The sequence below is a fragment of the Deltaproteobacteria bacterium genome (assembly GCA_019308925.1).
GTDB lineage: Bacteria > Desulfobacterota > B13-G15 > B13-G15 > RBG-16-54-18 > JAFDHG01.
The window spans coordinates 1-14,919 of sequence record JAFDHG010000087.1 but is presented as its reverse complement, the minus strand read 5'-3'; the positions used below and the strand labels follow the sequence as shown (position 1 = coordinate 14,919).

At 52.3% G+C, this 14,919-nt stretch carries 12 protein-coding genes and 1 pseudogene; 8 read left to right on the top strand and 5 right to left on the bottom strand.

Features of this window, described 5'->3' with window-relative positions; translation table 11 throughout:
• Positions 1–455 precede the first annotated feature (455 nt).
• A complete protein-coding gene (locus tag JRI46_11730; GenBank protein MBW2040235.1) occupies positions 456–1,730 on the bottom strand; it encodes an MFS transporter in 1,275 nt (424 codons plus the stop codon).
• Between the two features lie 481 nt (positions 1,731–2,211).
• On the opposite strand from JRI46_11730, the gene JRI46_11725 reads away from it, so the two are divergent.
• Both JRI46_11725 and JRI46_11720 read left to right on the top strand, forming a co-directional pair.
• Positions 2,212–2,700, top strand: a complete 489-nt coding sequence (locus JRI46_11725; GenBank protein ID MBW2040234.1) for a sulfopyruvate decarboxylase subunit alpha — start codon at positions 2,212–2,214, stop codon at positions 2,698–2,700.
• Entirely contained in the window at positions 2,697–3,257 is a 561-nt protein-coding gene (locus tag JRI46_11720) for a sulfopyruvate decarboxylase subunit beta (GenBank protein MBW2040233.1), read from the top strand. The genes JRI46_11725 and JRI46_11720 overlap by 4 nt, the downstream gene beginning before the upstream one ends.
• 221 nt (positions 3,258–3,478) lie before the next feature.
• On the opposite strand, the gene hflC is transcribed toward JRI46_11720, so the two are convergent.
• Positions 3,479–4,339 carry a protease modulator HflC gene (gene hflC / locus JRI46_11715; GenBank protein MBW2040232.1) on the bottom strand — a complete coding sequence of 287 codons (861 nt, stop codon included), beginning with the start codon at positions 4,337–4,339 and terminating at the stop codon, positions 3,479–3,481.
• Positions 4,340–4,356: 17 nt separating this feature from the next.
• The gene (gene hflK / locus JRI46_11710; GenBank protein ID MBW2040231.1) at positions 4,357–5,391 is read right to left on the bottom strand and encodes an FtsH protease activity modulator HflK; all 1,035 of its coding nucleotides are present in this window, start codon (positions 5,389–5,391) and stop codon (positions 4,357–4,359) included.
• Between the two features lie 524 nt (positions 5,392–5,915).
• Here hflK and JRI46_11705 point away from each other — a divergent pair.
• The 6 genes and pseudogenes from JRI46_11705 to JRI46_11680 all read left to right on the top strand — a co-directional run bounded on the left by JRI46_11705 (position 5,916) and on the right by JRI46_11680 (position 11,115).
• The gene (locus tag JRI46_11705; GenBank protein ID MBW2040230.1) at positions 5,916–6,329 is read left to right on the top strand and encodes an archease; all 414 of its coding nucleotides are present in this window, start codon (positions 5,916–5,918) and stop codon (positions 6,327–6,329) included.
• A 13-nt stretch (positions 6,330–6,342) separates the two neighbouring features.
• A pseudogene (locus JRI46_11700) lies at positions 6,343–7,797 on the top strand (RtcB family protein).
• Positions 7,794–9,719, top strand: coding sequence for a molybdopterin biosynthesis protein (locus JRI46_11695; protein MBW2040229.1), 1,926 nt, complete (start codon positions 7,794–7,796; stop codon positions 9,717–9,719). Before JRI46_11700 ends, JRI46_11695 begins: the two are co-directional and overlap by 4 nt.
• Entirely contained in the window at positions 9,716–10,204 is a 489-nt protein-coding gene (locus JRI46_11690; protein ID MBW2040228.1) for a MogA/MoaB family molybdenum cofactor biosynthesis protein, read from the top strand. The genes JRI46_11695 and JRI46_11690 overlap by 4 nt, the downstream gene beginning before the upstream one ends.
• 285 nt (positions 10,205–10,489) lie before the next feature.
• Positions 10,490–10,774, top strand: coding sequence for a hypothetical protein (locus JRI46_11685; protein ID MBW2040227.1), 285 nt, complete (start codon positions 10,490–10,492; stop codon positions 10,772–10,774).
• Positions 10,774–11,115, top strand: a complete 342-nt coding sequence (locus JRI46_11680) for a zinc ribbon domain-containing protein (GenBank protein ID MBW2040226.1) — start codon at positions 10,774–10,776, stop codon at positions 11,113–11,115. Before JRI46_11685 ends, JRI46_11680 begins: the two co-directional genes overlap by 1 nt.
• Positions 11,116–11,355: 240 nt before the next feature.
• On the opposite strand, the gene tilS is transcribed toward JRI46_11680, so the two are convergent.
• Together tilS and ftsH are read right to left on the bottom strand one after the other, a co-directional pair.
• Complete coding sequence (tilS, locus tag JRI46_11675) at positions 11,356–12,789, bottom strand: tRNA lysidine(34) synthetase TilS (protein ID MBW2040225.1); 1,434 nt, start codon at positions 12,787–12,789, stop codon at positions 11,356–11,358.
• Positions 12,755–14,569, bottom strand: coding sequence for an ATP-dependent zinc metalloprotease FtsH (ftsH, locus tag JRI46_11670; GenBank protein ID MBW2040224.1), 1,815 nt, complete (start codon positions 14,567–14,569; stop codon positions 12,755–12,757). The genes tilS and ftsH overlap by 35 nt, the downstream gene beginning before the upstream one ends.
• Positions 14,570–14,919 lie beyond the last annotated feature (350 nt).

The following is a 14,919-nucleotide window of genomic DNA, read 5'->3' as shown; positions in this document are numbered from 1 at the left end:
TGCATTAAGGAAAGCGATCCAGCAGGAGCTTGGGATAGAGGTGCAGGAGGTAGTAGCTGCGTAATGGAAAAGATGGGCCGCTACAGAATTTCAACTAAAAATGGGATTGACTCATAAAAGAAGGCAATAAGAACATCGATAAGATTATAAATCAGGAGTACAGTAAGGGGGCAAGTATTGATTGATGATGAGCTTTAATAGACATTATTTCGGAAATGAGGCTTTTCGACACTGAATGAGGAAAATAGATGGGTCAAGTCTGCTCTTGGCTCATGTAATAATGTAATTCATGAAGATTTATTGCTCAGTAAGTTAAGAATTCAATACCCGAATGTATGATATCAGATGACAACCAGTAGTATATTTTTATGGGAAATAAAATTCGATTAAAAGATGGGTCAAGAGCAGACTCGACCCCTTTTCCCCCTGGTTGATCGAGTAAAGTGCCTGTTGCTTCATTCTTTTGCAAGGGTCTCTTGGACAAAGAGGCTCGCCAAGAAGGCGATGAGTCCGCAGAGAAAGAGGGCAAAGAAGGCCTGCTCGTAACCAGCCAGGGTAAAGGCCCCCTCCACCTGCCCCTGCCGTTCTAGGAGATAGCCCAGCAACGGTTGAAAAACTGCCCCTCCGGCAAAAGGAAAGAGATTGATCAGTCCTGTTGATGTTCCGGCCATCTGCACAGGAAAGAGTTCCTTGGTAGTGGTAAAGCCCACCACCACAATGGCGCTGGAAAAGATGCCTAGACCCAGGCAAATCAAGTAAAGGGATGGCAAAGAGAGCTCCTCCGTGTAAAAGGCCAGGAGAGCAGTAAGGCAGAGCAAGGCAAAGCTGGAGAGTATGAGCACCGATTTTCGCCCCTGAAGGATTCGGTTAGAGACGAAGCTAAGTAGGGGGCTTCCGACAATCATGCCGATGGCCAGCATGGAGAGAATCTGGCCTGCCTGGGCTTTGGTGAATCCATAGACCTGCATGAGATAGGGGCCTCCCCAGAGCCCGCCAAAGGAGAAAAAGACCGCGCAGTCGAAAAAGAACCAGATCGCCACAGGCCAGAATCGTGGGTAGGTGAGTACCTTTTTCATCCCTTCTAGTAGCCCTATGGGTGGCGGACTGTGCCCTGCAGGCTCTGATGGGGAGGGCCAGTCGAGATCAGCAGGTCGGTCCCGTACAAAGAGCCAGACCAAGATGGCGAGGATAAAAGTAAAGATGCCCACTACAACAAAGGAAAAACGCCAGCCAATCCAGACGCTGAGAAGGGCCAGTGGGGTGGCGGCGGTGAGCGAGCCCAGACCGCCCATGGCCATGAGAATGGCAGTCATGGTGGCAAACTCCCTGGTACGAAACCATTCTGCCAGCACCTTCAGGGTGGGCACAAAGAGCATGGAGACACCCACTCCCACCAGGGTGCGCCCAAAGATGGCCCAGAAAAGAGATGGAGCAAGGCCTAATAGAAGGGAGCCTACGAAGGCCACGCTGAAGAAGAGAGTAATGGTCCGTCGAGGGCCCCAAGAATCGGAAAGGAGGCCAGCAGGTAGCTGCATGAGTGCATAGGGATAGAAATAGGCTGAGCCCAGAAAGCCGAGCAATGCCCCTCCGGCATGGAGATCACGCATCATATCCACGGCTACCACCGCCGGGCAGAGACGGTGGAAATAGACCAAGATATAGCCAAAGGCCAGTATCCAAAAGATAAGCCAGCGGTAGCGCAGGACTTTGCCCAGGGGATCAGAGACCATACTATGCTCCTTTCACCCAAACGGGTTCTAGCTGAAATGGCAGTGAGGACCAAGGCGAAACGATCGAGAGACTTGGCGACCTGCGTTCATTATGCGGGCGTTCCAGTCGCACCTTCATATCTCTATGTTAGGGAAAGCTCCAACCTCTGTCTTGTATGGCAAAAGTGATGGGGGACGTTGGTTCTGAAACAACTTATTTACAAGTGCCGAAAGATATCCTTATATAATTCCCATGCCCACAACTTTGGATGAATCTATATCCTTTTACCATGTTATGTCAAAAGTCGTCAATTAAATAGAACAATTTTAGAAAATAGAAGATAAGGATGTTTTTTCAATTATTAACTTGTCTGAGAACCAACGTCCCCCATTTTCGTCCTGTATTTGCAATGCGAATACAAGGACCTTCCCGTCTTGATCAATGATCGGCGCCATAGAATACCACTTTTCATTCCCATATGAAATTGCTAAAATAAAAATAATGAAGGCGATTGGGTTTTTAGGGTTATTAGAAAAAAATGGCTTTAATTTTTTTACAGGAGTGCCCTGTTCTTATCTTTCCTCTCTGTGCCAGATTCTCAATCAAAGAGACCAATCCTTTCATGTTCCAGCGGTCAGAGAGGATATTGCCGTTGGCTTGGCAGCAGGGGCTTATCTGGCTGGGAAATTTCCTGTAATCTATATGCAGAATTCAGGGTTGGGCTACAGCCTTGAGGCCTTCGCCTCGCTCCAGTTAATTTATTATATCCCTGCCCTGGTGCTGCTTAGTTATCGAGGACCAGAGGATCAAGGCTGGGAAGAACACTTGATAATGGGTAAGCACACTGAGGACTTACTGAATGCCTTTCACATGAAATATTCTATCTTCAGAGGTAAGATATCTGCCCCAGAGGTTAAGGGAATTAAAGGGTATTTGCTCGATCAAGGACTTCCCTATTTTTTACTTATTACCAAAGGAGCCTTGGAATGAACCGGCTAGAAGCAATCAGATTGGTCATTGATAATTTATCAGGAGATGAACTGATAATTCATGCCAATGGAGCCATGAGCCGTGAATCTTTTTTCTGCCGGGATAGAAGGGAAAATTTTTACTTACTTGGCTCCATGGGGTTGGCTTCTTCAGTGGCCTTGGGCGTAGCATTACATCAACCGCAGGGGAAAGTAATTGTCCTGGATGGAGATGGAAATATCTTGATGGGATTAGGTAATTTGGCTTTAATTGGTGCTTTAAGACCTGAAAATCTCATCCATCTGGTCCTGGATAATCAAGCATACGGAACTACAGGTGATCAGCCGACGATTTCCCCTGATATCCCTTTCTACAAAATAGCTCAGGCAGCTGGTTACCGAGAGGCTTATCTCATTGATCAGGAAAATAAATTACAAAAAGTGTTTTCAGAATCTCTTTCTGGTTTAGGACCAGTCTTTATTCAAATTAAGGTAAGCCAAGAGGTCTCTAAAACCTGCCCTCGAATCCCCTACTCAGCCCGGAAAATCAAAGAGAGATTCATGAGCGTTTTTAAGTAAAAGCTATTGGTTCTTCTCCAGAAAGTTGCTAATTCCAGGATTCTAGGGCTTGCGGCGAGCTCCCTTCGGTCTGAGCGTTCGACTGAGCTCACGCCGAAGTCTCAGGGTCGAAGACAGCCGAGCGGTCCTAGTGTATTTCACTCGACCACTGGACCCCTTGGCCCCTAGGCCCCCGGAATCCTTTGATTTGGCTCCTTATTGATAAGGTATTCAATAGGGCCTTATTTGCCCAAGATATCTATGTATTTAAACAGCTCTGAGTCGGACCTCAAGATAACGGTAGTCTCTTTATCTATGATTTTTTGATAGCTCTCCAGGGTCCTTATAAAATCATAAAACCGGGGGTCTCTTCTAAAGGCATCGGCATAGATCTTAATGGCCTCTGCCTCCGCTTTCCCCTTTATCGTTTGGGCTTGCCTGTAGGCCTCTGCCAGAATAATGGCCCTCTGCTTATCTGTTTCTGCCCTGATCTTGGCTGCCTCCTCCTCCCCTTGCGAGCGGTACTTCTTGGCTATCCTGTGCCTCTCTGCATTCATCCTGGCATACACACTTTCTGCTACCTCATGTGGAAGATCCGCCCTTTTGATCCTTACATCGATGATCTTGATCCCATATTGTCTGGCCTTCTCAGCACTTTTTTCCGAAACGGTCTTCATTATCCCTTCTCTATGGATGTCGATTACGTCTGATAGATTATGCTTGGCCAATTCCTCCCTTAAATCGGCATAGATGATGTCAGCTAGCCGAGCCTGGGCCCCTCTCACATTTCTGACGGTTTGGTAGAGTTTAAGGGGATCTATGATCTTCCAGCGTGCGTAGTTGTCTACAAGCAGGTTCTTTTTGTCCTTGGTGAGGATTTCAGCGGGGGCTGCATCGTATTCCAGCACCCTCTTGTCAAAGTAATGGATGGTCTGGATGAAAGGCGTCTTCAGTTTAAGACCTGGCTCTTTCACCGTCCGGATATATTCTCCAAATTGGGTGATGATGACAGTTTCGGTTTCATCTACGGTGAATAAGGTTGAACTTCCTACAATAATGATCGCCAATACTATCGCTATAATGATTATGCCCTTGGTACCCATCTTACCTCCTTTATCCTTTACTCTTCCTTTTTGATGGTCTTTTCCTTTGTCTCTAGAGGCAAAAATTGAAGCACATTGCCCCCAACCTGTGAATCGATGACAAACTTTTTGACATTGGGCAATATCTCTTCCATGGTCTCCAAATACAACCTCTTTTTGGTGACATCCTTGGCCTTTTTATATTCTTTCAGTACGGATAAAAATCGCGTGGCATCCCCCTTGGCCCTGGCTACCCTTTCTGCCCTATAGGCCTCCGCCCCCTTTATCATCTGGGCTGCCTTTCCCTTTGCCTTGGGGATGATGTCTTCTTGATAGCCTCTGGCCTCATAGATGACCCGTTCCCTATCCTCTTTGGCGCTTACCACATCTTTAAAGGCGGCCTCCACCTGCTTAGGTGGACGTACGGTTTGGAGTTTTACCTCGGTGATCAACAATCCAGACTCATAGCCATCCATTATCCTTTGTAGAACGTCCTTGATCTCCATCTGGATGCGGAGCCTTCCCACGGTCAAGGCATCATCGATGGTATTGGCACCAATGATCTGTCGTAAGGCCGCTTCACTGGCATCTCGGAGGGTGCCTCTTGGGTCTTTAACCTTGAATAGATAATGAGGGGCATCCTTTATTTTGTACTGGACGATTATCTGGGCATCCACTATGTTCTCGTCCCCAGTCAACATCAATGATTCTCTCTCTATGAACTGGTATCTGGCTGGAGGCCCTGGATCTATGGTCCTGAAGCCTATTTCAAGTCGTTTAATCTCGGTCACCTTGGGCGTATCCACCTTCTCAATGGGCCAGGGCAGATGATAGCGCAGGCCCGATGAGGTAACCCTGACCATCTTTCCAAACTGCCTGACCACCCCCTCCTCAGCCGGGGAGACCATATAGATCCCTGAGGCAAGCCACAAGCCCAGTACGATGATTATGAAAATGAGGAATCCCCTTCGCCCTTTCTGTGTTTTTTTAAAGAATTCTTTCACATTTTTTGCTACATCCTCTATGGATGGCCCTTTTTGCGGCCACTGCCTATCATCAAAGTTGCTTAGCATGATCCACCTCCTTCAAAGACACCTTATACGATTGTTGATTTATTGGCAACCCTTAAAAATCTTTTTTTTAGATTTTTTCATCGCCCTTTATCAATGGGGAGAACGGATCATTTTGGGGAGTTAATTAAAATAGTTTGCAGGGACAAACAGCCTCCTTTTTGATGGCTGAACCCCAAAGGGATCTTTAATCCGGAAGATCTTCCCTTGAATTGCTTCCTCCCTCAGTATGTGTTAATCTTATTACGTAGAAAATAACCTTACTCAAATCCTTCCCCTCCCCTGGGGGGAGGGGATAAAGGGGAGGGGGAATTAATCTTTCCACCCTCACCCGATGTGCCTGTGGCACATCTCTCTGGGGGCGCAGCCCCCAGACTCCCGAAAAGGAATTCACTTATTGGGGGTTTCAGGGGGTAAAACCTCCTGAAGAGACGACCTAAAGGTCGTCGGGAGAGTGAGAGATTGCAGATTTTCATCGTTCGTGGGTGACGATGGCGTCATGGTAAATTAGTAAGGAGTACCTGGAGATGGGTTATGATCTCTTAGATCATACAGGCGATTTGGGGATAAGGATCTGGGCCGATGATTTGGGAGGGCTCTTCTGTGAGGCGGCTTGGGCCCTCTTTGACATCATCACAGACCTCGAGCAGGTGGAAGTGCATCTGGAGAGGGAGACAGATGTGGAGGGGGTGGGTCGGGATGAGTTGATGGTGGCCTGGCTCAACGAACTCCTTTATCTGCATGAGGTGGAAGGACTGCTGTTCAGGGATTTTGCGGTGACTGAGCTCGATGAGGGGAGATTAAAAGGTGTGGCCAGAGGAGAAAGTTTCCAGGAGGGACATCATGTCATCAAGACCTGCATAAAGGCCGTGACCTATCATCAACTGGAGATAAAGGAAGATAACGGGCGTTGGCAGGCCCAGGTGATCTTTGATATCTAAAGGAGGGAATTATATGACAGAGAAGGTCTCTGTACACCTAGAGAAGGTAGATGATTACCGCTGGAGGATACCGCGCGAGGGCGGAATGCGTACCGACGGCATGGTCTATGCCGATGAGCGAATGATGAGGGAGATAAGAAATGATCAAAGCCTCCTGCAGGTGAGGAATGTGGCCTTTTTGCCCGGGATCGTTGGTTACTCCCTAGCCATGCCCGACATCCATTGGGGATATGGTTTTCCCATAGGGGGGGTGGCGGCCTTTGGCGAGGAAGAGGGAGTGGTCTCACCCGGGGGGGTGGGATACGACATAAACTGAGGGGTGAGGTTAATGCGCTCCGGTCTGGAGCGCACCCAGATCAAAGACAAGATAAGAGGAATAGTAGATGCCCTCTTTGTCAATATCCCCTCAGGGGTAGGGTCCCACAGAAAGGACCTGAGGCTGGACAAAGGGCAGCAGCGCAAGGTCCTCCTGAAAGGGGCCCAGTGGGCGGTGGACCAGGGCTATGGGCGCTGGGAGGATTTGGAACATATCGAGGAGAAAGGGCGCATCCCCGACGGCGTTCCCGATCTCGTATCCCCAAAGGCCCTTGATAGGGGGAGGGCCCAGCTAGGGACCCTGGGTTCAGGGAACCACTTTGTCGAGGTGGGGTATGTTGCCGAGGTATATAACGAATGGCTGGCCAGGACCATGGGCTTGGAGAAGGATCAGGTGACGGTCATCGTCCACACCGGTTCCCGGGGCTTGGGCCATCAGGTCTGCGATGACTACATCCGTGTGATGCTCCAGGCCGCACAGAGATACGGGATAGAGCTCCCAGACAAACAACTCTGCTGTGCCCCTATTAGGTCAAAGGAGGGGAAAGAGTATCTTGCGGCAATGGCCTGCGCTGCCAACTTCGCCTTTGCCAATCGCCAGATCATCACCCACTGGGTGAGGGAGACCTTTGAGCAGGTCCTGCGGATGAGTCCCCGTACCCTCCAGCTAGACCTCATCTACGATGTATGCCACAACATTGCCAAGTTGGAGACCCATGAGGTGGATGGAAGGCAGCGGCGTCTCTGCGTACATCGCAAGGGGGCCACCAGGGCCTTTCCCCCCCATCACCCTGATGTCCCCGATGACTATAAAGAGATAGGGCAACCTGTCTTGATCCCTGGAGATATGGGGAGGTACTCTTATGTGCTGGTCGGCACCCAGGGGGCCTTACAGGAGACCTTCGGGAGCACCTGTCATGGCGCGGGGAGGTTATTGAGCCGCCATCAGGCCAAAAAGGGCGCCCGGGGTCGAGCGGTGACCCGGGAGTTGGAAGCCCAAGGGATATATGTGAGGGCTGCCAGTCAGGCCACCATGGTGGAAGAGATCCCTGAGGCCTATAAGGACGTGAGCGATGTGGTGGAGGTGGTCCATGGGGCCGGTATCGGTAAAAAGGTGGTGAAGTTGAGACCTTTAGGTGTGATCAAGGGATGAAGAGACGCATCTATCTGCGGATGTGGACATGCGAGGAGGCCTTAAAGACCTTTTTGGAGAGGGTCAAGCCCTTCCAATATGGTAAAAAGGAGGTCGTCCCCGTAAAGGAGGCATTGGGAAGGGTCACCGCTGAGCCCATCTTCGCCCGCCTCTCCTCTCCGCATTATCACAGTGCAGCCATGGATGGGATTGCGCTGCAGGCCCAGGTTACCTTTGGGGCAGCGGAGGATCGGCCCAAGAGGTTAAAGGTGGGTGAAGAGGCCTTTTTCGTAGATACAGGAGAACCACTGCCCCCAGGGACCGATGCTGTGGTCATGATTGAAGAGATCCAGCAGATAGATGCGCAGACGGTGGAGATCATGCAGGCCGTCCATCCCTGGCAGAACGTGCGCACGGTGGGTGAAGACCTGGTCGCCAGCGAGCTCATCCTCCCTCAGGGTCATCGCCTCACCCCCTACGATATGGGGGCATTGCTGGCCGGGGGGGTCTTAGAGGTCGCGGTCAAGAGGAGGCCCCAGGTGGTGGTGATCCCCACCGGGGCTGAGGTGGTTTCCCCTGAGGAGGCCCTGCCGAGGGGGCCCAGAGAGGGGGAGGTAGTGGACTTTAACTCGACCATCTTGGCAGGTCTGGTCGAGGAAGCCGGGGCAGAATTTATCCCCCACCCCATTGTCCGTGATGACCCCCAGGAGATAAAGGAGGCCATACTCTCCGCCTACCGAGGAGGGCACGACGTCATCTTGATCAATGCGGGATCGTCCGCTGGTTCCGAGGACTACACCGCCTCCATCGTCGAGGAGTTGGGGGAGGTGTTGGTCCATGGTGTCACCATCATGCCGGGCAAGCCCACCCTCTTAGGGGTAGTAAACGAGAGGCCCATCGTCGGGGTGCCCGGCTATTCAGTCTCCGCGGTGCTCTCCTTTGAGCTCTTTGTCCAACCCCTTCTGGCCGCCATGCTGGGCCTAGCAGCGCCAAAGAGGAAGAAGGTGACGGTATTGCCCACCAGGAGGCTCCCCTCCAAGCTAGGTGCCGAGGAGTTTGTGCGGGTGAGGCTGGGTAAGGTAGGAGAAAGGGTAGTGGCTACCCCTCTGCCCCGCGGGGCAGGGGTGATCACCTCCCTCACCAGGGCCAATGCCATCATCCGCATTCCCCGCCTGATTGAGGGGGTCGAAGAGGGGCAGCAGGTGGAGGCAGAACTCTTGTGGGGCAAGGAGGAGATAGAGAACACCGTGGTGATCATTGGTAGCCATGACCTCGCACTCGATCTATTGGCCAGTTGGGTCAGGAAAAAGGACCCTTCCCTTCACCTCTCCTCCAGCCATGTGGGGAGCCTCGGAGGGATCATCGCCCTGGAAAAGGGATATGCCCATATGGCCGGGTCCCACCTCTTGGACCCGGCCACCGGAGAGTACAATATTTCCTATATCCGCAGGTATCTCTCCGGGGTAAGGGTGAGGCTTATCCACCTTGCCTATCGCCAGCAAGGTTTCATCCTCCCTTCTGGGAACCCCAAAGGGATCAGGGGCCTGTCTGATCTTGTGCGGGATGATGTCCGTTTCATCAACCGTCAGCGGGGCTCCGGCACCCGGGTGTTGCTCGATTACCTCTTGGAGAGGGAGGGGATAGATCCCGTTCGGATCAATGGCTATGAGGAAGAGGAGTTTACGCATCTCGGTGTGGCGGTGGCAGTAAGCAGTGGCCGGGCTGACGTAGGGTTGGGGATCTATGGGGCAGCCAAGGCCCTGGGTCTCGACTTCGTGTCCTTGGAGAGGGAGAGATATGATCTCATCATACCCCAAGGGCTCTTCGACGATCCCAAGGTCCAGATGGTCATCAAGGTCCTGCGCTCAGAGGGATTTCGGGCACAGATCGAGGGACTAGGGGGCTATAACACCTCAAGAATGGGAGAGGAGATAGCGGTATGATGAGGGTAGGGGTGATCACCATCAGTGATAGGGGGTACCGTGGTGAGCGGGTCGATACCAGTGGAGAAATCATCCGGGAGATGGTGCAGGGGTTGGATGCTGAGGTAGTCTTCAGCACGGTGGTCCCGGATGAGAAGGAGGAGATAAAGGAGGTCCTTTTGCAGGGGGCGGATGAGATGGGTCTTGACCTCATCTTGACCACTGGGGGGACCGGGGTCAGCCCCCGCGATGTCACTCCTGAGGTCACCTTGGAGGTGATCGAGAGGGAGGTACCTGGCTTTGCCGAGGCCATGAGGATGGAGGGTTTGAAGAAGACCCCCCATGCCATGATCTCCCGCGCCGTATGTGGCGTGCGAGGACGAACCCTCATCGTCAACCTCCCAGGCAGCCCCAAGGCGGTGAAGGAGGGATTGGAGGTGATCCTGCCGGCCCTACCCCACACCATCGCCAAGATCCAGGGCGACCCCAGCGAGTGCGGAGAGTAGAGGAGAAATTTCCTTATATGTAATGGTTGCGATTTGATATCACGCAGAAAATAAACTTTGTCATCTCCTCTCCCCTTCGGGGAGAGGCCTGCGGCGAGCTCCCTTCGGTCTGAGCGTTCGACTGAGCTCACGCCGAAGTCTCAGGGTCGAAGACAGCCGAGGCGATTAAGGTGAGGGGAAAAACCATATCCACCCTCACCCCAGCCCTCTCCCGCTGGCGGGAGAGGGAGCAATATCGGATTTTCATCGTTCGTGGGTGATGATCCCATCATGGGAGATTACCTTATGTTTACCATTCACTACAAGAACAAGCGGTTTCAGGGCGAGAGGATAGAGCTTGACGGCAAGGAATTCAGCCGTTGTGAGTTTAGAGATTGCCTCGTTGTTTTGGAACGAGGCGAGACGCAGATCAAGGATTGTAGGTTTTATAACTGCAAGCTCATGCTCCGGAGCAATGCCTATACCATCGCCAAGATCATCACCGCGGTTACCGGCAGCAAGCCCCTTAAGGTCCTCGACATCGATGAACCCCTCTTTTTGGAGAGGCCGGAGGCCGAAGGAGGTGGATGATGCCCATTTACGAGTATAGGTGTGAGGATTGTGGGCGCCGCTCGACCTTTTTGGTCCTCAAGGTAGAGGATTTTCGCCCTGTCTGCAAGCATTGTGGAGGGAAAAACCTCTCCAAGCTCATCTCACGAGTCTCCTTTTTGCGCTCGGATGAGGACCGTTTGGAACGCCTGGCTGATCCTTCCCGTCTGGGGGATATTGATGAGAGGGACCCTCGCTCCATGGCCCGTTGGATGAAGAGCATGGGGAGGGAGCTAGGGGAGGATATGGGGGAAGACTTCGACCAGATGGTGGAGGAGGCCATGGAAGAAGAGGGGGGTGCAGCACAGGAGGATCTATTATAGATGGATCTCCTCCAATTTAGCCTGTCTGTCATTAGCACAGGCAGGTTGGTGGAATTGAAAGGATTTAAGGGGTCAATAAATACAGACCGCTCGGCTGTCTTCGACCCTGAGACTTCGGCGTGAGCTCAGTCGAACGCTCAGACCGAAGGGAGCTCGCCGCAAGCCCTAGAATCCTGGAATCCTAGAACCCTTCATTTTGAATCCTTGGACCCTTTTTAGCAACTTTTTTGGAGAAGGACCTTATAGCCTTATCAAGGTCAACTTCAGGGTCTTTTTTGTCCCTTCCCCCACTTTAAACCTCTCATCTATCCTCCAGTCCACCACCCAGCATATATCTGCACCCGAGGTTACCAAGGGGATCTTCCCCCTTTGCGTGCGAGGGATCTTCAGGTCGATGAAGAATTCCTTGAGCTTCTTTCTGCCTTTCATTCCCAAAGGGATAAAGCTGTCTCCAGGCCGGTAAGACCTCAAGCGGAGCGGAAATACCAGCCGATCATAGTCGAGATAGGCCTCTTGTGGATCTGGTCGAGGGGAGGTTTGCCCTTCGTAGATCGTGGCCTCTATCACCATCTTGAGACCATCCAGTGTTGTCCGCCCCGGAACTTGCAGGGCGGTTTCCTTTAACCTTTCTTCTTTTATCCCTTCCTCTTTTCTCAGGATAAGGGTGTCGTAGACCCTTACTGCCCAAAGGCCCCCGGGAAGTGGCATCCTTTTGCTCCCTCCCCCCTCCTGGGCCATCCGTAAGACCCCCTTCAGATGGGGGTACTCCAGCACCTTTCCCGAGGATATACGTTCAAAAGACCTCTGCAGGACCCTAACCCGCAAGGCCGAAGGGAGGCAGAGGAGTTGAGGGATGGGGATGGAGACCTCTTCATTATCTCTTTTGACCATCCCCTTAGCCACCTCCTGCGCCAGCTTTTCCAGGTAGAGTTCGTCTTCGCCCAGGATCTGGGCCAGTTGAAGGAGGCGTTCCTTGATGTTGGGGTTGTAATCGCTCAGGTAGGGGAGCAGTTCATGGCGGATTCGGTTCCGGAGATAGGTCTTCTTTAGGTTAGAACTGTCCTCCACGAACGCAAGCCCCCTTTGCTGGGCATATTCCTGTAGCTCTTCACGCCATACATCGAGCAGGGGGCGGATATACCCCCCCCGGACATAGGGTATCCCCTTGAGCCCCCTTGTCCCCCCACCCTTGATGAACCTCATCAGGACGGTCTCCGCCTGGTCATCGGCAGTCTGGCCCAAGACCACCTTGTCCAGGTCATGGGTTTCCATCACCTCCTCAAAGAAGCGATACCTCAGTTCTCGGGCCGCCTCCTGCAGGGAGAGGGATGCCTCCCTCATATAGCTGGGGACATCGACCTTTTTGCTGATGCAGGCAAGGGCATAACTTTTACTCAAATCTTGGACGAATCTCTGGTCTCTTTTTGCCTCCTCCCCCCTGATCCCATGGTTGAGGTGGAGCACCATCAAGGATATATGAAGCTCTTCCCTCAGGCTTGCCAGGGTGTCCAAGAGGACCACCGAATCGATCCCCCCGGACACCGCTACTCCGAGTTGCTCACCAGGTAATATCATTTGATGCTGATGGATGGTCCTCTTGACACGGGAGAGGATTTGGGGGATGGGGTTGCGGGTCATGTTAGGCTGCCTCGAAGACGAGCCTTTTGAGATCATCCCCCTCGATTACCTCCTTTTCCAAGAGGATGTGGGCTACCTTGTCCAATAGGCCCCTCTTTTCGGTGAGGATCTGCTTGGCACGCCTGTGGGCCTCTTCCACGATCCTACTTATCTCTGAGTCTATCTCCCGAGACGTCTCCTCGCTATATTCCTTAGAGGAGGGGCCCTGGGGGACCTGGAGGTAGAGGGGTTGCCGCTCCCTTTCGAAGGCCACCAAACCCAATCTTTCACTCATACCGTATTCCTTCACCATGCTCCTGGCGATGTCGGTGGCCTTGACGAGGTCGTTCTGGGCACCGGTGGAGACCTCATCGAAGACCAGTTCCTCTGCCACCCTCCCTCCCAGCAGGACAGTGAGCTTGTCGATAAGCTCCGATTTGGTCATCAGATATCTGTCTTCAGTAGGCCGTTGGAGGGTGTAGCCCAGGGCCGCTATCCCCCGAGGGATGATGGAGACCTTCTGCACGGGATCGGCGTTCGACACAGAGAGGGCCACCAAGGCATGCCCCACCTCGTGATAGGCCACGATCTGGCGCTCCTGCTCATTTATCACCCGGGCCTTCTTTTCCGGTCCTGCCACGATCCGTTCGATGGCCTCCTCCATCTCGGCCATCCCCACGGCCTCTTTGTCCCTTCTGGCGGCCAAAAGGGCCCCCTCATTGACTACATTGGCCAGATTGGCCCCTGTAAACCCCGGGGTCATCCCGGCCAAGGCCTTGAAGTCCACGTCATTGGCCAGCTTTACCCCCTTGGCGTGGACCTTGAGGATGGCCTCTCTGCCCTTGATGTCAGGTCGGTCCACCAAGATGTGACGGTCAAACCTCCCTGCGCGCAGCAGGGCCGGATCCAGGATCTCCGGACGGTTGGTAGCGGCCATAAGGATGACCCCCTTTTTGGTATCGAAGCCATCCATCTCCACCAAGAGTTGGTTTAGGGTCTGCTCTCGCTCGTCGTGCCCTCCTACGGGGTTAATCCCTCTGGCCTTGCCCAGGGCGTCTAATTCATCAAGGAAGATAATACAGGGGGCCTTTTCCTGGGCACGGGCGAAGAGGTCCCTCACCCTGGCCGCCCCAACCCCCACAAACATCTCCACAAATTCGGAGCCGCTGATACTGAAAAAGGGAACCTTGGCCTCTCCGGCCACAGCCTTGGCCAAAAGGGTCTTGCCACAACCAGGGGGCCCTACTAGTAATAGCCCTTTAGGGAGCTTTCCCCCTAGGTGGGTGAATTTGTTTGGATTCTTCAGGAACTCAACGGTCTCCTTTAGTTCCTCCTTGGCCTCGTCCACACCGGCCACATCGTTGAAGGTGACCTCGAGTTGATCCTCGGCGTAGATCTTGGCCTTGGAGCGCCCGACGGACATGAACTCAGGACCCCTCCCCATCCTGCGCATGAGGAACATCCAGATCCCCACGAAGAGGAGCATAGGGATGATCCACGAGAGGAGGTTTTTCAAAAAGGTATTTTCGTGTCTTCCAGAGAAGGCAACCCCGTATTGACGTAATTCCTTGGCCAGGTCCGGGTCTTCTACCCTGATTGTTACAAAGGTCTTCTCCTTCTCCCCCTTTTCGTCGGAAATGAGGGCCCTTCCTTCGATCTTTTCCTTGTCTATGATCACTTCCTTGACGCTTCCCTCGGCCAGGAGGTCCTTAAATTGACTGTAGGTGATCTTTAGCTTCTGAGGGGCCATAAAATAGCTATTGATCAGGATCAGGGCCCACAGAGCGAACAGGAGGTACCAGATAGAAAATTGTATCCTCTTCTTTTTTGTCTTCATTTCTTAGTCCTTAAATACTTTTCATGGAGCCCCACGAGGATGCTGATGAGCACTATCTTGGGAACCCTCTCATCTTTGGATTGTCAGGGTGCAAGGGCAGGGGAAAGAGAGGGGACACAATCACCCAAGCAATAGGTCCCCCTTATGGCATAGCCAATCATAGATACCCGTGATCACTAAACCCTCTAGCAAGCTCATCTTTTTCCCTCTTTTAACCCAAGTTTGACACGAAAGGCAATATTTTAGCACCCTCGATCCAATAAAATCAATACCTTGCGGGCAGAAAAACTGTTAAAGTACATAGTGTAACTTTTTGAGATAAATACATCTTTTTTCTTGATTTTATATAA

Coding starts and splice junctions, on each gene's coding strand:
- JRI46_11730 (MBW2040235.1), bottom strand. CDS start 1,730: ATGGTCTCTGATCCCCTGGGCAAAGTCCTGCGCTACCGCTGGCTTATC.
- JRI46_11685 (MBW2040227.1), top strand. CDS start 10,490: ATGTTTACCATTCACTACAAGAACAAGCGGTTTCAGGGCGAGAGGATA.
- hflK (MBW2040231.1), bottom strand. CDS start 5,391: ATGCTAAGCAACTTTGATGATAGGCAGTGGCCGCAAAAAGGGCCATCC.
- JRI46_11725 (MBW2040234.1), top strand. CDS start 2,212: ATGAAGGCGATTGGGTTTTTAGGGTTATTAGAAAAAAATGGCTTTAAT.
- ftsH (MBW2040224.1), bottom strand. CDS start 14,569: ATGAAGACAAAAAAGAAGAGGATACAATTTTCTATCTGGTACCTCCTG.
- JRI46_11695 (MBW2040229.1), top strand. CDS start 7,794: ATGAAGAGACGCATCTATCTGCGGATGTGGACATGCGAGGAGGCCTTA.
- JRI46_11720 (MBW2040233.1), top strand. CDS start 2,697: ATGAACCGGCTAGAAGCAATCAGATTGGTCATTGATAATTTATCAGGA.
- JRI46_11690 (MBW2040228.1), top strand. CDS start 9,716: ATGATGAGGGTAGGGGTGATCACCATCAGTGATAGGGGGTACCGTGGT.
- JRI46_11705 (MBW2040230.1), top strand. CDS start 5,916: ATGGGTTATGATCTCTTAGATCATACAGGCGATTTGGGGATAAGGATC.
- tilS (MBW2040225.1), bottom strand. CDS start 12,789: ATGATCTCAAAAGGCTCGTCTTCGAGGCAGCCTAACATGACCCGCAAC.
- JRI46_11680 (MBW2040226.1), top strand. CDS start 10,774: ATGCCCATTTACGAGTATAGGTGTGAGGATTGTGGGCGCCGCTCGACC.
- hflC (MBW2040232.1), bottom strand. CDS start 4,339: ATGGGTACCAAGGGCATAATCATTATAGCGATAGTATTGGCGATCATT.